The 18,340-nt window shown below is 65.6% G+C and carries 16 protein-coding genes and 1 pseudogene; 10 read left to right on the forward strand and 7 right to left on the reverse strand.

The window, feature by feature from the left end:
• Positions 1 to 20 precede the first annotated feature (20 nt).
• The gene (locus PVZ80_RS03285; RefSeq protein ID WP_273863418.1) at positions 21 to 2,564 is read left to right on the forward strand and encodes a LuxR C-terminal-related transcriptional regulator; all 2,544 of its coding nucleotides are present in this window, start codon (positions 21 to 23) and stop codon (positions 2,562 to 2,564) included.
• Between the two features lie 150 nt (positions 2,565 to 2,714).
• On the opposite strand, the gene PVZ80_RS03290 is transcribed toward PVZ80_RS03285, so the two are convergent.
• Entirely contained in the window at positions 2,715 to 3,506 is a 792-nt protein-coding gene (locus PVZ80_RS03290; protein WP_009047039.1) for an IclR family transcriptional regulator, read from the reverse strand.
• A 166-nt stretch (positions 3,507 to 3,672) separates the two neighbouring features.
• Here PVZ80_RS03290 and hmgA point away from each other — a divergent pair, with 166 nt between their 5' ends.
• The 4 genes from hmgA to PVZ80_RS03310 all read left to right on the forward strand — a co-directional run bounded on the left by hmgA (position 3,673) and on the right by PVZ80_RS03310 (position 8,477).
• Positions 3,673 to 4,977, forward strand: coding sequence for a homogentisate 1,2-dioxygenase (gene hmgA, locus PVZ80_RS03295; RefSeq protein ID WP_041985896.1), 1,305 nt, complete (start codon positions 3,673 to 3,675; stop codon positions 4,975 to 4,977).
• 3 nt (positions 4,978 to 4,980) lie between these two features.
• On the forward strand, positions 4,981 to 6,285 hold the full coding sequence (gene fahA, locus PVZ80_RS03300; protein WP_150085045.1) for a fumarylacetoacetase: 1,305 nt from the start codon (positions 4,981 to 4,983) through the stop codon (positions 6,283 to 6,285).
• A 15-nt stretch (positions 6,286 to 6,300) separates the two neighbouring features.
• Positions 6,301 to 6,939: a maleylacetoacetate isomerase gene (gene maiA / locus PVZ80_RS03305; protein WP_016701733.1), complete on the forward strand. Its 639-nt coding sequence runs from the start codon at positions 6,301 to 6,303 to the stop codon at positions 6,937 to 6,939.
• A gap of 167 nt (positions 6,940 to 7,106) precedes the next feature.
• Positions 7,107 to 8,477 carry an MFS transporter gene (locus tag PVZ80_RS03310; protein WP_009047043.1) on the forward strand — a complete coding sequence of 457 codons (1,371 nt, stop codon included), beginning with the start codon at positions 7,107 to 7,109 and terminating at the stop codon, positions 8,475 to 8,477.
• Between the two features lie 12 nt (positions 8,478 to 8,489).
• On the opposite strand, the gene PVZ80_RS03315 is transcribed toward PVZ80_RS03310, so the two are convergent.
• From PVZ80_RS03315 to PVZ80_RS03325, 3 genes are all read right to left on the reverse strand, one after another.
• Positions 8,490 to 8,957, reverse strand: a complete 468-nt coding sequence (locus PVZ80_RS03315; protein ID WP_124354614.1) for a GNAT family N-acetyltransferase — start codon at positions 8,955 to 8,957, stop codon at positions 8,490 to 8,492.
• A 56-nt stretch (positions 8,958 to 9,013) separates the two neighbouring features.
• Positions 9,014 to 9,826 (reverse strand): class I SAM-dependent methyltransferase, encoded by an 813-nt coding sequence (locus tag PVZ80_RS03320; protein WP_435307270.1) that lies wholly within the window; start codon positions 9,824 to 9,826, stop codon positions 9,014 to 9,016.
• Between the two features lie 67 nt (positions 9,827 to 9,893).
• Positions 9,894 to 10,697, reverse strand: coding sequence for a SirB1 family protein (locus tag PVZ80_RS03325; RefSeq protein ID WP_009047046.1), 804 nt, complete (start codon positions 10,695 to 10,697; stop codon positions 9,894 to 9,896).
• A gap of 183 nt (positions 10,698 to 10,880) precedes the next feature.
• Between PVZ80_RS03325 and PVZ80_RS03330 the strand changes: the two genes are divergently transcribed.
• The 4 genes from PVZ80_RS03330 (at position 10,881) to PVZ80_RS03345 (ending at position 15,192) form a co-directional block, all read left to right on the forward strand.
• Positions 10,881 to 11,900 carry a Leu/Phe/Val dehydrogenase gene (locus PVZ80_RS03330; protein WP_007932382.1) on the forward strand — a complete coding sequence of 340 codons (1,020 nt, stop codon included), beginning with the start codon at positions 10,881 to 10,883 and terminating at the stop codon, positions 11,898 to 11,900.
• A gap of 98 nt (positions 11,901 to 11,998) precedes the next feature.
• Positions 11,999 to 13,093, forward strand: a complete 1,095-nt coding sequence (gene pdhA / locus PVZ80_RS03335; RefSeq protein WP_435307269.1) for a pyruvate dehydrogenase (acetyl-transferring) E1 component subunit alpha — start codon at positions 11,999 to 12,001, stop codon at positions 13,091 to 13,093.
• A complete protein-coding gene (locus PVZ80_RS03340) occupies positions 13,086 to 14,072 on the forward strand; it encodes an alpha-ketoacid dehydrogenase subunit beta (RefSeq protein ID WP_009047048.1) in 987 nt (328 codons plus the stop codon). The genes pdhA and PVZ80_RS03340 overlap by 8 nt, the downstream gene beginning before the upstream one ends.
• Positions 14,073 to 14,082: 10 nt before the next feature.
• On the forward strand, positions 14,083 to 15,192 hold the full coding sequence (locus tag PVZ80_RS03345) for a dihydrolipoamide acetyltransferase family protein (RefSeq protein WP_038630629.1): 1,110 nt from the start codon (positions 14,083 to 14,085) through the stop codon (positions 15,190 to 15,192).
• A gap of 156 nt (positions 15,193 to 15,348) precedes the next feature.
• Here the strand turns inward: PVZ80_RS03345 and PVZ80_RS03350 are convergent.
• Positions 15,349 to 15,606: pseudogene (locus PVZ80_RS03350) on the reverse strand (YebG family protein); the annotation flags it as partial.
• A 366-nt stretch (positions 15,607 to 15,972) separates the two neighbouring features.
• Here PVZ80_RS03350 and PVZ80_RS03355 point away from each other — a divergent pair.
• Entirely contained in the window at positions 15,973 to 16,473 is a 501-nt protein-coding gene (locus PVZ80_RS03355) for a phosphate-starvation-inducible protein PsiE (RefSeq protein WP_009042237.1), read from the forward strand.
• Here PVZ80_RS03355 and PVZ80_RS03360 read toward each other — a convergent pair.
• Entirely contained in the window at positions 16,470 to 16,799 is a 330-nt protein-coding gene (locus PVZ80_RS03360) for a DUF3509 domain-containing protein (RefSeq protein ID WP_009047051.1), read from the reverse strand. The two genes, PVZ80_RS03355 and PVZ80_RS03360, sit on opposite strands and share 4 nt — an antisense overlap.
• A gap of 218 nt (positions 16,800 to 17,017) precedes the next feature.
• The gene (locus tag PVZ80_RS03365) at positions 17,018 to 18,319 is read right to left on the reverse strand and encodes a serine/threonine transporter (protein WP_028681685.1); all 1,302 of its coding nucleotides are present in this window, start codon (positions 18,317 to 18,319) and stop codon (positions 17,018 to 17,020) included.
• Positions 18,320 to 18,340: the final 21 nt, after the last annotated feature.

The following is an 18,340-nucleotide window of genomic DNA, read 5'->3' on the forward strand; positions in this document are numbered from 1 at the left end:
TATAAAAAAGGCACGCCGCAATGACCGCCATGACCCCCTGTCCTGGATTCCTGCCCCGTTTGTCCTCCCACCACCTGTCCCGCAGCCGTCTGAGTGCCCCGCTCCTGGCATCGCCGGCGCGGGTGAAGCTGCTCTGTGCGCCGGCCGGCAGCGGCAAGACGGCCCTGCTCGCCGAGTGCCTGTTGCAGGCGCCGGCCGAATGCCGGGTGTGCTGGTTGCCCCAGGCCGGGGCGGCGCAGACACCGCTGCAACTGTGCGCCGAGCTGGCGCGGGCGCTGGGCCTGGCCGCGGCGGACGAGGCTGCGGTGCTGGAGCATCTGGCGCAGGTGCAGGCCCCGACCTGGCTGTTCCTCGACGACTACTGCCGGGTCGCCGCGCCGCAGCTGGACCTGCTGCTCGACCGCCTGCTGGCGATCGGCAACCCGGCGCTGACCTGGTGGCTGGGTGGCCGCCGCCGGCCGCAATGCAACTGGCCGCGGCTGCTGCTCGACGACCAGCTCCACGAATGCACGGGGCCCGAGCTGGCATTCACCCAGGAGGACATCGAGCGACTGCTGCAGCAACTGCCGCAACCCTTGTCGATCCATACCGCCAGCCGGATTTTCCAGCGCAGTGCCGGCTGGTGCGCCGGGGTGCGCATCGCCCTGCTCGAAGGCAGCGACCTGGCGGCCGCGCCGTGCCGGCAGGGGCGGCCCAATACCCTGCTGGAATACCTGGAGCACGAACTGTTCAGCGTGTTGCCGGCGGAACTGTCCGAGGTCTGGCATGTGCTGGCGCACCTGCCGCGTTTCAATGCCGCGTTGTGCGAGCACCTGTTCGGCGCCGGGGAGGGGGCTCAGTATCTGCGGGCGTTGCAGGAGCTGGGCTGCTTCATCGAACCCTGGGACCCTGCGCCGGAGTGGCTGCAAGTGTTCGCCCCCCTGGCCCGGCTGATGCGTGACGAGCCCTGGCCGGCGGGACGCTCCTGGCATCGCCGCGCCTGCCAGTGGTTCGCTGCGCAGGAGGACTGGCAGGTGGCGTTCGAGCAGGCGTTGCTGGCGCAGGAATACGAAGTGGCGGTCAGCCTGTTGCAGCACTTCAGTTTCGAGCAGCTGTTCGAGCAGCAGAACGTGGTGTTGCTGTTGCGTCTGCATGAACAGCAGGGCGACGAACTGCTGCTCGGCAGCCCGCAACTGGTGGGGCTGTTGACGGCGGCCTTGCTGTTCGCCGGGCGTTTCGATCAGGCGCAATCCTGCGTGGCGCAGATGGCGCGTTTCGCGCCGCAGCCGACGGCCTCCGGGCAGCGGCAACTGGTGGCGCGCTGGCAGGCGCAGCAAGGGTGGCTGCTGCATCTGCAAGGGTTGATGGAACCGGCGCGGATGCATTTTCTCGAGGCGCTGACCGAACTGCCGGCCCATGCCTGGCCGACCCGCCTGCTGTGCCTTTCGGGCCTGACCCAGCAGGCTTTGCTCAGGGGTGAACTGGAGGTGGCGCAGATGCTCAACCGCGAGGCGCTGTGCCTGGCCCGGGCCCAGCATTCATTGGTGTTCGAAGCGCTGCTGGAGCTGGACCATGCGCAGTTGCTGGAGCAGCGCGGGGCGCCCCACAGGGCGCAGAGCCTACTGGACGAGGTGCAGCGATTATTGAGTCGCCAGGCTTATCGGGTCGGCCCGCTGCTGGGGCGGATCGCCTTGCGTCGCGGGCGCCTGGCCTTGCGTCAGGGCCAGGCGGAACAGGCCGCCGGGCATTTCCAGGACGGGCTCGAGCTCTGCCTGCTCAGTCATGACAAACGCGCCTTGTACGGATTTCTCGGCCAGGCGTTTCTGGCCGCCAACCAGGGCGACTACGCCTATGCCTTTGTACGCCTGCGCGATGCCGAGCGACTGATGCAGCAACGGCAGATTCCCGACACTGTGTACCGCGCCGTGCTGCTGCAGGTCAGCAGTGTGTTCTGGTTGCAGCAGGGGCGGCCGGAACTGGTTCAGGAGGCCTTGAGGCGGGTGCTGCGTCACTACCGCGGGCCGCAGGCGCGTCAGGCGCCACCGGCCAGCCTCGAGCTGATTCCGCGTATCGAATACCTGCTGGTACTGGCCGAGGTGTACCTGCAGCGCGCCGAGGCGCCTGTGGCAAGTTTGCAGCGCCTGCTCGAACAGGCCCGGCAACGGGGCATGTTGTGCCTGCAAACCGAGTTGCAGCTGGCCCTGGCGGAGGTGGCTTTTCTGCTGGGGGACCGGGCGTTGTCCACCCGTGCCTTGCAGGAGGGGCTGGCGCTCGGTGCGCGCTGCAACCTGCACCAGGCACTGCATGAATTGCGTTTGCGTCAGCCGCGGATGTTTGAAGTCCAGCAAGTGGCTGAACCCGAAGAAGTGCCGCTGCCGGCGGCAGGGGAGAGCCCGCTGAGCCAGCGGGAACTGGAAGTGCTGCAACTGATTGCCCTGGGCAGTTCCAACCAGCAGATCGCCGAGCAGCTGTTCATTTCCCTGCACACGGTGAAAACCCATGCGCGGCGTATTCATAGCAAGCTCGGGGTGGAGCGTCGCACTCAGGCAGTGGCCAAGGCCAAGACGTTGGGGTTGATGCTGTAGCCGCTGGCGGAGCCTGAGATCGGTGTGGGCGGTATTCCGATGTAGCCGTCGTAACGGAAAGGTTTCGCGAATTATCGGAGGTACCGCGTCGTCAGGGGGGGCGACGGCTGCGCCGCCGATCGCAGCCTGCGGCAGCGGCTACAGGGGGCTTCAGGGCTGGTAACCCATGCGCCAGCTCACCGCCTGGGACGCCGCCAGCAGGCGCTGCGCCGCCGGGCCGTTTTCGTCGGCGTGGAACAGCGAGGTCGGGCCGACCACCGTCAGCACGGCGGCGACCTTGCCGGTGGCGTCGAACACCGGGGCCGACAAGGCATCCACACCGGGCATCAGCAGGCCGTGCACATGGTGCAGGCCGCGCTGGCGAATCTGCTCGCACAGGGCGGCATACACCTGATCGTCCGCCAGCGCGTGAGGCGCGTGGGCCTTGAGTTCCTGCTCGCGTAAATCGACGGTCTCGCGGTTCGGCAGGTAGGCACCGAATACCAGCCCGGTGGACGAGCTGAGCAACGGCAGCACCGAACCCAGTTGCGTCACTACCGTCACCGCACGCACGGCCGGTTCGATATGCACCACGGTCGCGCCCTGGTTGCCCCATACCGCGAGAAAGCAGGTCTCGTTCAACTCATCCCGCAGCTCGGCCAGGGGCAGGGCGGCGACCTTCAACACGTCCATGCTGCCCAGCGCCGCCATGCCGACCCGCAAGGCCTCGCGGCCCAGGCCATAGTGGTTGGTGGCGGTGTTCTGTTCGGCGAAACCGCTGGCGATCAATGCCTGCAGATAACGGTGGACCTTGCTCGCCGGCATCTGCACGTGTTCGGCCAGGCGCGACAGCGAGGTGGCCGGCGACAGCTCGGCCAGCGCCTTGAGGATGTCGGTGCCGACCTCGGCCGAGCGGACTTTCTGTTTACCGTTGCTGTCGCTGGTACTGCGCGGCTTTTCCATGGAGGCGGTGTGATCCCGGGACGAATGGGCGTCTTTATAGCTTGACGGTCAATACCAATCAAATTACGTTATCCGTAATTGGATTACGATAAAAATAACGCAGGCGTGCCGAGAGCTCTTCCCATGGAGTCGCTGGCCGCTGCCAACTCCACTTCCAGGAGGCTCCATGAACCTCGATTCCACGGCGTCCGGGCTGGCGTACCAGTCGGGCTTCGGCAACCAGTTTTCCAGCGAGGCCCTGCCAGGCGCCTTGCCCGTCGGCCAGAACTCCCCGCAAAAAGCTCCGTACGGTCTCTACACCGAACTCTTCTCCGGCACGGCCTTCACCATGGCCCGCAGCGAAGCGCGGCGCACCTGGATGTACCGCATCCAGCCGTCGGCCAACCACCCGGCCTTCGTCAAGCTTGACCGCCAGCTGGCGGGCGGGCCGCTGGGCGAAATCACCCCCAACCGGCTGCGCTGGAACCCGCTGGATATTCCCAGCGAGCCCACCGATTTCATCGACGGCCTGGTGAACATGGTCGCCAACTCGGCGGCGCAGAAACCGGCCGGGATCAGCATCTACACCTACCGCGCCAACCGCTCCATGGAGCGCGTGTTCTTCAACGCCGACGGCGAGTTGCTGCTGGTGCCCGAACAGGGCCGCCTGCGTATCGCCACCGAGCTTGGGGTACTGGAAGTCGAGCCGCTGGAGATCGCGGTATTGCCCCGCGGCCTGAAATTCCGCGTCGAACTGCTCGACCCGCAGGCCCGCGGCTATGTAGCCGAAAACCACGGCGCACCCCTGCGCCTGCCCGACCTGGGGCCGATCGGCAGCAACGGCCTGGCCAACCCGCGGGACTTCCTGACCCCGGTCGCTCACTACGAAGACCTCAAGCAGCCGACCACTCTGGTGCAGAAGTTCCTCGGCGAGCTGTGGGGCTGCGAGCTGGATCATTCGCCGCTGAACGTGGTGGCCTGGCACGGCAACAATGTGCCGTACAAATATGACCTGCGCCGTTTCAACACCATCGGCACCGTCAGCTTCGACCATCCGGACCCGTCGATTTTCACCGTGCTGACCTCGCCCACCAGCGTGCACGGCCTGGCCAACCTCGACTTCGTGATCTTCCCGCCGCGCTGGATGGTGGCCGAGAACACCTTCCGGCCGCCGTGGTTCCACCGCAACCTGATGAACGAATACATGGGCCTGATCCAGGGCGCCTACGATGCCAAGGCCGAAGGTTTCGTGCCCGGCGGCGCTTCGCTGCACAGCTGCATGAGCGCCCACGGTCCGGATGGCGAAAGCTGCACCAAGGCCATCAACGCCGAGCTGCAACCGGCGAAGATCGACAACACCATGGCCTTCATGTTCGAGACCAGCCAGGTGCTGCGTCCGAGCCAGTTCGCCCTGGAGTGCCGGCAATTGCAGAACGACTACGATGCTTGCTGGGCCTCGCTGCCCGCCACCTTCAACCCGAATCGGAAATAACCCATGAATCAGCCAACCATCACCCGCAGCTGGGTTGCCTCCGCCAACGACCACGCCGACTTCCCGTTGCAGAACCTGCCGCTGGGGGTGTTCAGCCACAAGGGGTCGGCGCCACGCAGCGGCGTGGCCATCGGCGAGCACATCTTCGACCTGGAAGCGGCGCTCGACGCCGGGCTGTTCGAGGGCCCGGCCAATGCCGCGGTGGAAGCCACCCGTGGCGGCCAGTTGAATGCCTTTTTCGAACTGGGCCGCCCGGCCCGAGTCGCCCTGCGCGAACGCCTGCTGGAGTTGCTCGGCGAAGGCAGCAGCCTGCGCGGCAAGGTCGAGGCCCTGGGGGCGAAGCTGTTGCCCCTGGCCGCCGATTGCCAGATGCACCTGCCGGCGAAGATCACCGACTACACCGACTTCTATGTCGGCATCGAGCACGCGCAGAACGTCGGCAAGCTGTTTCGCCCGGACAACCCGCTGCTGCCGAACTACAAGTACGTGCCGATCGGTTACCACGGCCGCGCGTCCACCATCCGCCCCTCTGGTGCCGACGTACGCCGGCCGAAAGGCCAGACCCTGCCCGCCGGCCAGAGCGAGCCGACTTTCGGCCCATGCGCGCGCCTGGACTACGAGCTGGAACTGGGCATCTGGATCGGCCAGGGCAATGAAATAGGCGAGCCGATCGCCATTGGCGACGCCGCCGAGCACATTGCCGGTTTCTGCTTGCTCAACGACTGGTCGGCGCGGGATATCCAGGCCTGGGAATACCAGCCGCTGGGCCCGTTCCTGTCGAAAAGCTTCATCACCAGCATCTCGCCGTGGGTGGTGACGGCCGAAGCCCTGGAGCCGTTCCGCCGTGCCCAGACGCCACGTCCCGAAGGCGACCCGCAGCCGCTGCCGTACCTGCTGGACAAGCGCGACCAGGCCGCCGGTGGTTTCGACATCGAGCTGGAAGTGCTGCTGCTCACCGAAGCGATGCGCGAACAAGGCCTGCCGGCCCACCGCCTGACCCTGAGCAACACCCAGTACATGTACTGGACCGTGGCGCAGATGGTCGCCCACCACAGCGTCAACGGCTGCCAGCTGCAGGCCGGCGACCTGTTCGGTTCGGGCACCTTGTCGGGCCCGCAAAGCAGCCAGTTCGGCAGCCTGCTGGAGATCACCGAAGGCGGCAAGAAGCCGATCGAGCTGGCTTCCGGCGAAGTGCGCAAGTTCCTCGAGGACGGCGACGAAATCATCCTGCGCGGCCGCTGCCGCCGCGAGGGTTTCGCCTCCATCGGTTTCGGCGAATGCCGCGGCAAAATCCTGCCTGCCCGTTAAGAAGAGGTGCGCGTCATGGAGCTCTATACCTACTACCGCTCGACCGCCTCCTACCGGGTGCGCATCGCCCTGGCGCTCAAGGGCCTGGATTACCAGGCGCTGCCGGTCAACCTGCTGGTCCCCGCCGGCGGTGCCAACCGCCAGCCGGAATACCTGCGGATCAACCCCCAAGGCCGCGTGCCGGCCTTGCGCACCGATGACGGCGAGCTGCTGATCCAGTCGCTGGCCATCATCGAGTACCTGGAGGAACGTTATCCACAGGTGCCGCTGCTCTCCCAGGAGCTGGCGGCCCGCGCCCACGAGCGGGCAGTGGCGTTGCTGATCGGCTGCGATATCCATCCGCTGCACAACTCCAGCACGCAGAACCTGTTGCGCCAGTGGGGCTACGACGAGGCCCGGGTGCTGGAGTGGATCGGCCACTGGATCAGCAATGGCCTGGCGGCGGTCGAGCAGTTGATCGGCGAGCAGGGTTATTGCTTCGGCGAGCAACCGGGGCTGGCCGACACCTTCCTGATTCCCCAGCTGTACGCGGCCGAGCGTTTCAAGGTGCCATTGGACGCCTACCCGCGGATTCGCCGGGTCGCCGCCCTGGCCGCCGAACACCCGGCGTTCCAGAAGGCCCATCCGGCCAACCAACCCGATACACCTGCCTGACCTCTGTAGCCGCTGCCGCAGGCTGCGATCGCCCCAAAGGGGCGTAGGTCTTCAGATCGCTGAAGGTCTTCGGCCTTATCGCAGCCTGCGGCAGCGGCTACAGGGTGACCACGCCCGTCCAGAGGCGTAGCGCCCCATAACCATAAAAAACTATCAGGTACCTTGCGATGCACAATCAGATTGCCAGCTTCCGGGAGGCGCTCGACGCCCGTCCCGTGTCGCGTTATCAGTGGTTGCTTCTTCTGCTTCTGGCCCTGTTGCTGGTCACCGATGGCTACGACGCCCAGGTGCTGGGTTATGTGGTGCCGGCCCTGGCCCAGGACTGGGGCCTGGAGAAAGCCGCGTTCGGTCCGGTGTTCAGTGCCAACCTGCTGGGCCTGACCCTGGGCTCGCTGGCGGTGACGCCGCTGGCGGACCGTTTTGGCGTGCGGCGGATCCTGCTGGCCTGCGTGCTGATCTACGCCAGCCTCACGGTGATGATGGTGTTCGCCGATTCGCTGAACAGCCTGATGGTCGCGCGTTTTATCTGCGGCATCGGCATGGGCGGGGCGATGCCCAGCGCCATGGCGTTGATGTCGGAATATTCGCCGCCGCGTCTGCGCACCCTGATGGTGACCCTGGCCGCCTGTGGTTTCTCCTTCGGTGGCGCGGCCGGCGGTTTTGTCGCCGCGGGCTTCATCGACAGCTTCGGCTGGCAGGCGGTGTTCCTCGCCGGCGGTGTCACGCCGTTGCTGCTGTTCCCGTTCCTGGTCTGGTTCCTCCCTGAGTCGCTGCCGCGCCTGCTGCGCGATCAGCCGCCTTATGCCCGCCTGCGCAAGGTCACCGCGCGCATGTTGCCGGACTGGCAGCCACCGGCCGCCTCGGCCGCGCAGAACCAGGCCGAGCAGGGCAGCAAGCTCACGGTGATCGAGTTGTTCCGCCACGGTTATGCGCGTCCGACGCTGCTGATCTGGTCGACCTTTTTCGTCAGCCTGATCCTGCTGTATTTCATGATCAGCTGGTTGCCGTCGCTGCTGCTGGAAAGTGGCCTGGGCCTGAACGAGGCGAACCTGGTGACCTCGATGTTCCTGTTCGCCGGTACCCTGGGGGCGATCTGCATGGCCTGGTTCGCCGACCGCCTGCAACGCAAGGTGCGGCTGCTCTCGGCGGTGCTGGCCGGCGCGGCGCTGTGCACCCTTCTGTTGGGCCTGAACCACGACAACCCGCGCTACCTGGTGGCCTTCGTCTTCGCCGCCGGCTTCTGCATCATTGGCGGCCAACTGACCCTCAACGCCTTCGCCAGCAACTTCTACCCGGCCCATGTCCGCGCCACCGGCACCGGCTGGGCCCTGGGCGTCGGCCGCTTCGGCTCGATCCTCGGCCCGCTGTTCGGCAGCCTGCTGCTGGCGATGCACATCCCGGTGCAGCAGATCTTTTTCTTCTGCGCGATTCCGGCGGTGATTGCGGCGTTGCTGATCATCCAGGTGCGTTCGCCGTCCGAGGCTTCTTCGGCAGGCGCGGGGCCTGCCCCGGAACTGCAGGCGCCGCTCAAACCCTGAACGAGCGCGGGCTCAGCGTGCCAGATGCTTGATCATCGGCACGCAGGCCAGGGTCAGGCCCCGGGGCGACTGGTACTGGGCAATCCGTTCGCCGACGAAGCCGCAGTGGCGATAGAAGTCCGCAGCGTTCAGGGTCGAGTCCAGGGCCAGGTGCGGCAGGCCGGCCTGCCGCGCCAGTTGTTCGAGGTAGTTCATCATCTGCCGGCCGATCCCGCGGCCCATGTACGCCGGATCGACAAACACCGCATCGACCTGCCCCGACTCGAGGTCGAGCATGCCGCTGGCGGCGATCTGGTCGTCGATGACGGCTACGTGCCCGGTCTTCTCCAGGACTTCGACGAAGTAGTCCCCCAGGTTGCCGGCGGTCCAGACCTGCAGGTCCGCGGCGGGGTAATGGCCGCTGCACTGGTGGTTGATGGCTTGGTTGCGAATGACGAAGACGCGTTGCGCGTCGTCGCCATGAGCTTTTCTGATCAGCATGCTGTGCCCATTCCCTGGTGTGAGCCGAGCATCCTGGCAGAACCCGGACGGGGCTGTCATGCCGCCCTGGCCTGGATCAGCAGCAGCCCCCAGCCGGTCAGCAGCGTGCCGTCCGCCCGGAGCAAGGGTTGTGTGGCCGTGCGCAGTTCGCTCTTCATCAAGGCGCGATTGGCGGGTGTCAGGCGATCCAGGTCGTAGGTTTCTCTCAACGAGTCCCAGAGCTCCTCGAAGGTGGGCGTCCACTCAAGGTCCAGTTCCTCGAATTGCAGTGAGCTGAAGTGGTGGTCCAACAGCGCCCGCCATCCACTCTGTGACTGAGTACGGGGATCCACCAGGGGCAGGGGACGGAGCTGGTCGCGCCGGGCGGCGGCGCGGAAGGCCTGCACGTAGTGCTGGCCCGGCTCGCCCAACAGAAAGGCCCGGCCGACGATGGCCGAGAGTTGCCCGCCCTTGGCCAGGACCCGATGGATTTCCTCCAGCACCTGTTCGATATCGCTCATCAGCATCAGGGCCAGGTGCGAGACCACGGCATCGACGCTGCCGGTGGCCATCGACAGGCACTGGGCCCGCTCATTGAGCAGCACGCTGCGGTTCGCGAGGCGGGTGTGTGCCGCCTGCAGTTCGGTGGCGCTCATGTCCACGCCGATCAACCGCGCTTCGGGATATTCCCTGGCCAGCAGATCCAGGAGGAAACCGTCGCCGCAGCCCAGGTCCAGCACCCGTGCGCGAGGCTGAGCGGTGGCGAGCGTGGCTGCCAGCATCTCGTAGGATGAACCGCGCCCTGGCAGGCTCAGTCCGGAAAAGGCCGGCGGTGTGGTGCCGGGACGACGCTGGTGAAAGTCCTGAAGAAAGCGTTCGGCGCTGTTCATGCTGTTCATCCTTGAAGCAAACGGAGAGTCGTTGCCGGGCATTGTGGCATGGAGGCAGAGCGCCCCGTCAGTGCACGATGGTATTGGGCGGCAGATGGCCCAGGCGTTCGGTCAGGCGCAGGCGCTGGATCGGGTCTTCGCTGAGCAGCAGGGCGTGCTCCAGGTCGAAGCGTTCGGCGTTGGGGCAGTCCAGGTGCTGGTAGAGGCTGGCGCGGGCCAGGTAGTCGGAGGCGCTGCCATTGCCCAGTTCCAGGACCCGCTCGGCATCGATCAGCGCATTGAGGTGGTCGTCGTGGCTCAGGTGCAACTGGCGCAGGTTGCGCGACAGGCGCTGGAGCATCTGCTGCGGGCTGGCGGTGGCCAGGTGCTCGGCGGCCAGCTTGATGTTCGGCCCGTACTGGCGTTCCAGCAGTTCACGGCAGTCGTTGGGGTACAGGCGACGCCCGCCGCAGGGATCGAGCAGGTGATCGGCGCCGGGCACGCGCAATAGAAAGTGCCCGGGGAAGTTGACCCCGACCATGGGGATTTCCAGGCGCCGCGCCAGCTCCAGGGCGATCAGCCCCAGCGCCAGCGGTTGCCCGCGCCGGGTGTGCAGCACCTTGTCCAGCAGCGCTGCCTGTGGCCGCAGCGGCAGGAACTCGTCCTGCTGGAAGCCCAGGTCGTTCATGCGCCGCAGCAGCGGCTGGCCCAGTTCGCTGACCGGCAGCAGCGGCAAGCCGGAGCTGACCCGCTGTTGCAGCTCCTTGAAATCCTGCAGCAACTGTTCGGGCGACACCTCTTTGTCGTGCTCGGCGGCGATCCACAGCGCCGCCTCGAAAAGGGCGGGCGGGGACTGTTGCAGGCAGGCGAAAAAAGCTTGACGCGGGTTCATCGAAATCTCCGGCGAATGCCTCGTTTTAGCCCCGTCGCGGGCGTTCGTCCAGTGCCGCACACATGCCGTAGCAGGTTATTTCCTAAAGCCTGAAAAGGTGTCCGGCTTATTCCCGCGCGCTCCAGCAATTTTCATGCACAAGCCTATACTGGCGACTACAAGAAGTGATTCGGGAGCCCGACGATGTTCGCTCTCATGCAAAGCACTCGCCTTGAATCGCTGCACCTGAGCGTTGACCCGGCCACCGGGTTGAAGGCGGTGATTGCCATTCATAGCAGCCGCCTGGGGCCTGCCTTGGGAGGCTGTCGTTACCTGGCCTACCCCGACGACGAAAGTGCCGTGGTCGATGCCGTGCGCCTGGCCCAGGGCATGAGCTACAAGGCCGCCCTGGCCGGCTTGCCCCACGGTGGCGGCAAGGCCGTCATCATCCGTCCGCCACACGTCGAAAGCCGTGCCGCGCTGTTCGAAGCCTTCGGTCGCTGCGTCGAGCAACTCGATGGCCGCTACATCACCGCCATCGACAGCGGCACCTCGGTCGCCGACATGGACTGCATCGCCCAAACCACCCAGCACGTCACCAGCACCACCGCTTCCGGCGACCCGGCACCGCATGCCGCCATGGGCGTGTTCGCCGGCATCCGTGCCACCGCCATGGCTCGTCTCGGCAGCGACAACCTCGAAGGTTTGCGGGTGGCGATCCAGGGCCTGGGCAATGTCGGCTTCGCCCTCGCCGAACAGCTGCATGCCGCGGGTGCCGAGTTGCTGGTCAGCGATATCGATTCCGGCAAGGTGCAACTGGCTATGGAGCAACTGGGCGCCCATCCGATCGCCAACGAAGCCTTGCTCAGCACCCCGTGCGATATCCTCGCGCCCTGCGGGCTGGGCGGCGTGCTCAACAGCCACAGCGTGGCGCAACTGCGCTGCTCGGCGGTGGCCGGTTCGGCCAACAACCAGCTGACCAACCTGCAGGTCGCCGACCAGCTGGAAAACCGCGGCATCCTCTACGCGCCGGATTACGTGATCAACGCCGGCGGGCTGATCTACGTTTCGCTCAAGCATCGCGGTGAAGACCTGGCGACCATCACCGCCCACCTGTCGAAGATCAGCCAGCGGCTCACCGAAGTCTTCGCCCATGCCCAGGCTGAAAAGCGCTCCCCGGCGCGGGTGGCCGACGATTTGGCGGAGCGCGTGCTGTACCGCTAGGGGCGAAGGCCTTACCCGGCATTTCGCCCTGTAGGCCCCGCGCCACAAGCGCGAGGCGCAACAACTGCACGCTGACCCGGCGTGCCAGGAGCCATGTGATGCCTCACAAGGTTGCACTTCCCTATACCCGCTATTTGTCCCCGGACGGCCAGTTGCTCGGCGACCTGCCGGCCTGGGCCGACGACTTCAATCTGCTGACCCGGCTCTACCGGCAGATGGTCCTGACCCGCCTGTTCGACCAGAAAGCCGTGGCCCTGCAACGCACCGGACGTATCGGCACCTACGCGCCGACCCTCGGCCAGGAAGCCATTGGCGTGGCCATCGGCAGCCTGATGCGGCCCGAAGACGTGCTGGTGCCCTATTACCGCGACACTGCCGTGCAATTGATGCGCGGGGTGCGCATGGAGGAGATCCTGCTGTACTGGGGCGGCGACGAGCGCGGCAGCGATTTCGTCGACCCGGCGGTGGCCGAGGATTTCCCGATCTGCGTGCCGATCGCCACCCAGGCCCTGCATGCCTGTGGCGTGGCCAGCGCGTTCAAGATCCGTGGCGAGCACCGGGTGGTGGTGACCACCTGTGGCGATGGCGCCACCAGCAAGGGCGACTTCCTCGAAGCCCTCAATGTGGCGGGCACCTGGCAGTTGCCGGTGGTGTTCGTGGTCAACAACAACCAGTGGGCAATCTCGGTGCCACGGCGTATCCAGTGCGGCGCGCCGACCCTGGCGCAGAAGGCCATCGGCGCCGGCTTCCACGGCGAACAGGTCGATGGCAACGACATGCTCGCGGTGTACGACCGGGTGCAGGCGGCCCTGGAGCGTGCCCGGCATGGCAAGGGACCGGTGCTGCTGGAGTGCCTGAGCTATCGCCTGGGCGATCACACCACCGCCGACGATGCCACGCGCTATCGGGCCGCGGATGAGGTCAAGCAGGCCTGGCTGGAAGAGCCGATCAAACGCCTGCAACGCTTCATGGTCGGGCAGGGTGTCTGGGAGGGAAACCGCGAGCAGGCGCTGATGGTGGAATGCCAGGCGCTGGTGCAGCACGCTGTGGATAACTTCGAGGCGGCGGGCACCCAAGCCCCCGAGTCGGTACTGGATTACGTCTACGCGCAATGGCCGGCGGCCCTGGCCGAGCAGCGCGAGATGTTCCTCGAACGGCTGGCGCGGCGTGCGGGAGGTGCGGACCATGAGTAACGGCACATTCAGCTTGCTGGAAGCGGTGAACCTGGCGTTGCACCGGGCCATGGCCGAGGACGAGAACGTGATTGTCCTGGGTGAGGACGTGGGGGTGAACGGCGGGGTGTTCCGCGCCACCCTGGGGCTGCGCGACAGTTTCGGTTTCAAGCGGGTGATCGACTCGCCACTGGCGGAAACCATGCTCGGCGGTCTGGTGATCGGCATGGCCGCCCAGGGCCTGAAGCCGGTGGTGGAAATCCAGTTCATGGGTTTTATCTACGCGACCATGGAGCACCTGGTGTCCCACGCCAGCCGCATGCGCAACCGCACCCGCGGGCGCATCACCTGCCCGATGGTGCTGCGCACGCCCATGGGCGCGGGCATTCGCGCACCGGAGCACCACAGCGAAAGCACCGAGGCGCTGTTCGCCCATATCCCGGGGCTGCGGGTGCTGGTGCCGTCCTCGCCGGCGCGGGCCTACGGGCTGCTGCTGGCGGCCATCGACGATCCCGATCCGGTGCTGTTCCTCGAGCCGACCCGGCTCTACCGCATGAACCCGCAACCGCTGGTGGACGACGGCAAACGGCTGCCGCTGGACAGTTGTTTCACCCTGCGCGAAGGCAGCGACATCACCCTGGTCAGCTGGGGCGCGAGCATTGTCGAGACCTTGCAGGCCGCCAACGCGCTGGCCGAGCAAGGCGTGTCGGCGGAGGTGATCGACGTCGCCAGCATCAAGCCGCTGGACCTCGACACCCTGGAAGCCTCGGTGCGCAAGACCGGGCGCTGCGTGATCGTGCACGAGGCGCCACGCACCTGCGGCGTCGGCGCGGAAATCGCCGCCAGCCTCTACGAGCGGGCGTTGCTGGAATTGCAGGCGCCGATTCTGCGGGTCACCGCGCCGGACATTCCACCGCCGCTGTATCGCCTGGAGTCGCTGTACATCCCCGGCGTCGAAGACATTCTTCACGCCTGCGACAGCACCCTGAACTTCGCCTGAGGAGGCTGCGATGAAATATTTCAAACTGCCCGATCTGGGCGAAGGCCTGCAGGAAGCGGAAATCGTCGAGTGGCACGTCAGGGCCGGCGATAGGGTCAAGGCCGATCAGTTGCTGGTGTCGGTGGAAACCGCCAAGGCCCTGGTGGACATTCCCGCGCCCTATGACGGGGTGGTGGCGAAAACCTACGGCGCGCCGGGCGACATCCTGCATGTCGGCGAACCCTTGCTCGGCTACGAAGGCGAGGCGGATGCCGGCACCGTGGTCGGGCGCCTCGAGGGGGGCGGGGCCAGTCAGGAAGACCGGTTTTTTGTCGGTGCCGCGCCCTCGACCCGCGAACACATGGCGGCCCGCGCCACGCCAGCGGTGCGCCAACTGGCCCGGCAACTGGGCGTGGACGTGAATGCCTTGAGCGGTTCGGCCAAGGACGGGCTGGTCACCCGCGGCGATGTGGAAAACGCCGCGCAGCAGGAACGCGAGCGGTTCGGCGGCGACCGGCTGCGCGGGGTACGCCGGAGCATGGCACTGAACATGGCCCGCTCCCATGCCGAGGTGGTGCCGGTGACGATTTACGGCGATGCCGACCTGCACCGCTGGGGCCAGGCCCGCGACCCGCTGATCCGCCTGGCCAAGGCGCTGGCGGCGGCCTGCGCGGTGGAGCCGGTGCTCAACAGCGCGTTCGACGGCAAGACCCTGTCGATCAAGCAGCACCAGCACCTCGACCTGGGCATTGCCGTGGACACCCCCGATGGCCTGTTCGTGCCGGTGCTGCGCAATGTCGGCCAGCGCGACGCGGACGACCTCAAGGCTGGAGTGACGCGCTTGCGCGCCGATGTGCAGGCGCGTTCGATTCCCCCCCAGGAGATGATGGGCGCGACCCTGACCCTGTCCAACTTCGGTACCCTGTTCGGCCGTTATGCCAACCCGGTGGTGGTGCCGCCGCAAGTGGCAATCCTCGCCGCCGGGGTGATCCGCGACGAGCCGGTGGCCGTGAACGGCGCGGTGGTGGTGCATCCGCTGCTGCCGCTGTCGTTGACCTTCGATCATCGGGTGGTGACCGGCGGCGAGGCGGCGCGGTTTTTCAAGGCGCTGGTCGAAGCGCTGGAGCAACCCGAGCTTTAGTTTTCCACAGGCATGAAAAAGGCCCTGAGCCAAAGACTCAGGGCCTGTTCAATTCGAGCCTGCTTACTTGGCGGCTTTGCTCGCCTTGGCGGGCTTGGCCGGTGCTGCGGGTTCCGCGGCTTCGGGGGCTGCCACCTGAGCCTCTGGCTCGGCCGCCGCAACCGGCGCGCTGAGCAGTTCGGACAGAGCGTCCGGCTGGCTCTTGAAGGCCTTGGCGAACACATCGCGGTTCTTCGCCATGTAGATCCCGGCTTCTTCCACCTGCTGCTCGCTCAGGGACGGCACAGCTTTTTGCAACACTTGCGCCAGCAATTCAGCCAGTTCGAGCATTTTGTCATGACGGTCAGCTTCGGCTTTATCCATGAACAAGCGCTCCAGATCTCGGCTGCTGCGGTATACCACTTCGACGGCCATTCACCACCTCACATGCCTTCACGATAATGGGTCTTTGCTACTACTGTATTTATATACAGCGCGCAGAATAAGCGAATCCTGCTGCTTTGAATAGTGGCTTTTTAATCTAGCCGGGTTTCAGGGTTTGTCAGCCCTCCCCCTGTAGGAGCGAGCTTGCTCGCGATCCGCGCAGCGGCCATTCACCACCTTGTCTGAACAGACGCTATCGCGAGCAAGCTCGCTCCTACAGATTGCCGCCGGCCTGAACGTGCCTTGTCTGCATCAGCCACCATCTCACCCCCAGACGCTGGCCTTTTTTCTGCATGCAGAACAACCGTCACGTCCAACCCGCATCATCCGGTCGAGTCGACCTAAGGAAAAACCATCGTGAAAATCAATTGGGCCGAGAAACTGCGGCAGAACGTCCACCAGCTGGCCGAGTCCCTGGGCAACCTGTTCGTCGAGACCTTTCACTACCTGGCGCTGTTCGCCATCGGCGCGGTGACGGCCTGGGCGGCGGTGATGGAATTTCTCGGGATGCTCGAAGAAGGTCATATCAAGATCGATGACATTCTCCTGCTGTTCATCTACCTCGAACTGGGCGCCATGGTCGGCATCTACTTCAAGACCAACCACATGCCGGTGCGCTTCCTGATCTACGTGGCGATCACCGCGCTGACCCGCCTGCTGATCTCCAACGTGTCGCACCACAACCCGCCGGACCTGGGGATCATCTACCTGTGTGGCGGCATCCTGCTGCTGGCCTTCTCCATCCTGGTGGTGCGCTATGCCTCGTCGCAGTTCCCGTCGGTGAAGATCGAACACCCGCAACGCAAGGTCGGCGCGGGTTCCAGCGAGCATCCGGAAGTCGAGAAGGGCGAGCTTTAAATCGCTACGGTCAGGGGCGGCCGGTTAGCGGGCCGGCCCTTGGCGGCCGGCAGCGGCAGCTTGAAGCTGTCGCTGTTGGTCATGGCTTCGAGGATGGCCATGGCGCTGTGGCCCTGCTCGATGGCGATGCCGAACTGAATGCTTTGCACCAGGCGCTTGAGCCGCTGCGGATCGTTGCGCTGCTCGGCGCTGATCATGCGCTTGGCCACAACCCGGCCGGCCTTGGACAGGGTCAGCATGATGCTGCCGTCCAGGCCCTGGATGCTCAGGTTGACCCGGTATTCCGGGGCGAAAGCATCGGTAATCAGCTGAAAGGGGTTATCCATGTGCGTCACCGCCTGATTGTATCGTGCAGTCATTGACCGGCTGTGGTCGGGATTAGTTCGCATCTCCAGACCACTGGCAGGCCGTTCGCTGAGGTTGGTTAACGTCCGTATTCCTCCGCTCTTGCAAAGCAAAGGGCATGCCGGGAAAACCGCCGGCCAATAAATCCGGGGGCGAAAAAAAACGGACCCAAAGGTCCGTTTTTCTTTGGCTACCCGTTTCAGGGCATGAACGAATAAATGATCGCTGACAGTGCGATCAGGCCGATCAGCACCACGAACAGATTCGACAGCTGGCCCGAATACTGGCGCAGCGATGGCACCCGCCGGATCGCGTACATCGGCATCAGGAACAGCAGGCAGGCGATCACCGGCCCGCCCAGGGTTTCGATCATGCCGAGGATGCTCGGGTTGAAGGTGGCCACGGCCCAGCAGGTCAGGACCATGAACAGCGCGGTGCAACGCTCCAGCCAGCGCGACGACAGGCTCCGGCCACGGCTGCGCAGGCTTTTCACGATCAGCCCCTGGAAACCTTCGCTGGCGCCGATGTAGTGGCCGAGGAAGGATTTGGTGATCGCCACCAGCGCGATCAGCGGCGCCGCATAGGCGATCACCGGGGTCTGGAAGTGGTTGGCCAGGTACGACAGGATCGAGATGTTCTGCGCCTTGGCCGCGGCCAGGTCGGCCGGCGACAGGGCCAGCACGCAGCTGAAGCAGAAGAACATCACCGTCAGCACCATCATGCCGTGGGCCACGGCGAGGATGCCGCGGCTCTTGCGCTCGGCCTGGGCACCGTAGTGGCGCTTCTGGTCGACGGCGAAGGCGGAGATGATCGGCGAATGGTTGAACGAGAACACCATCACCGGGATCGCCAGCCACAGGGTCTTGAGGAACAGCGGCATGGACATGCCGTCATTGGCCGAGGCGAAGAAGGCGCCGTTCCAGTTCGGGATCAGGCTGAGGGCCAGCAGCAACAGCGCGGCGACAAAGGGATAGACCAGCACGCTCATGGCCCGCACGATCACGCCCTGGCCACAGCGCACGATGGCCATCAGGCCGAGGATCAGCACCAGGGACAGGATCGCCCGCGGCGGTGGCGTCATGTGCAGTTGGTGTTCCATGAAGCTGCCCAGGGTGTTGGTCAGCGCCACGCTGTACACCAGCAGGATCGGGAAGATGGCGAAGAAGTAGAGCAGGGTGATCAGCTTGCCGGCGCCGATGCCGAAGTGTTCTTCCACCACTTCGGTGATGTCGCCGGAGCGGCCGGACAGGACGAAGCGGGTCAGCCCGCGGTGGGCGAAGAAGGTCATCGGGAAGGCCAGCAGCGCCAGCACGATCAGCGGCCAGAAGCCGCCGACCCCGGCGTTGATCGGCAGGAACAGGGTGCCGGCGCCGATGGCGGTGCCGTACAGGCCGAGCATCCAGGTGGTGTCGTGTTTGCTCCAGCCCTGGCTGGTGGTCGTGGTGTCGCGGGCAGTCTCTACGGCAGGGTTTTCGGCAGCGGGTGTTCGTACATCGGTCATCGGTATCGCCTCGTTATTATT

This window comes from Pseudomonas sp. B3G-3, from assembly GCF_028640915.1.
Classification (GTDB): domain Bacteria; phylum Pseudomonadota; class Gammaproteobacteria; order Pseudomonadales; family Pseudomonadaceae; genus Aquipseudomonas; species Aquipseudomonas chlororaphis_I.

Coding starts and splice junctions, on each gene's coding strand:
- PVZ80_RS03320 (WP_435307270.1), bottom strand. CDS start 9,826: ATGAACAGCGCCGAACGCTTTCTTCAGGACTTTCACCAGCGTCGTCCC.
- pdhA (WP_435307269.1), top strand. CDS start 11,999: ATGCCTCACAAGGTTGCACTTCCCTATACCCGCTATTTGTCCCCGGAC.
- fahA (WP_150085045.1), top strand. CDS start 4,981: ATGAATCAGCCAACCATCACCCGCAGCTGGGTTGCCTCCGCCAACGAC.
- maiA (WP_016701733.1), top strand. CDS start 6,301: ATGGAGCTCTATACCTACTACCGCTCGACCGCCTCCTACCGGGTGCGC.
- PVZ80_RS03310 (WP_009047043.1), top strand. CDS start 7,107: ATGCACAATCAGATTGCCAGCTTCCGGGAGGCGCTCGACGCCCGTCCC.
- hmgA (WP_041985896.1), top strand. CDS start 3,673: ATGAACCTCGATTCCACGGCGTCCGGGCTGGCGTACCAGTCGGGCTTC.
- PVZ80_RS03345 (WP_038630629.1), top strand. CDS start 14,083: ATGAAATATTTCAAACTGCCCGATCTGGGCGAAGGCCTGCAGGAAGCG.
- PVZ80_RS03360 (WP_009047051.1), bottom strand. CDS start 16,799: ATGGATAACCCCTTTCAGCTGATTACCGATGCTTTCGCCCCGGAATAC.
- PVZ80_RS03325 (WP_009047046.1), bottom strand. CDS start 10,697: ATGAACCCGCGTCAAGCTTTTTTCGCCTGCCTGCAACAGTCCCCGCCC.
- PVZ80_RS03290 (WP_009047039.1), bottom strand. CDS start 3,506: ATGGAAAAGCCGCGCAGTACCAGCGACAGCAACGGTAAACAGAAAGTC.
- PVZ80_RS03340 (WP_009047048.1), top strand. CDS start 13,086: ATGAGTAACGGCACATTCAGCTTGCTGGAAGCGGTGAACCTGGCGTTG.
- PVZ80_RS03365 (WP_028681685.1), bottom strand. CDS start 18,319: ATGACCGATGTACGAACACCCGCTGCCGAAAACCCTGCCGTAGAGACT.
- PVZ80_RS03285 (WP_273863418.1), top strand. CDS start 21: ATGACCGCCATGACCCCCTGTCCTGGATTCCTGCCCCGTTTGTCCTCC.
- PVZ80_RS03315 (WP_124354614.1), bottom strand. CDS start 8,957: ATGCTGATCAGAAAAGCTCATGGCGACGACGCGCAACGCGTCTTCGTC.
- PVZ80_RS03330 (WP_007932382.1), top strand. CDS start 10,881: ATGTTCGCTCTCATGCAAAGCACTCGCCTTGAATCGCTGCACCTGAGC.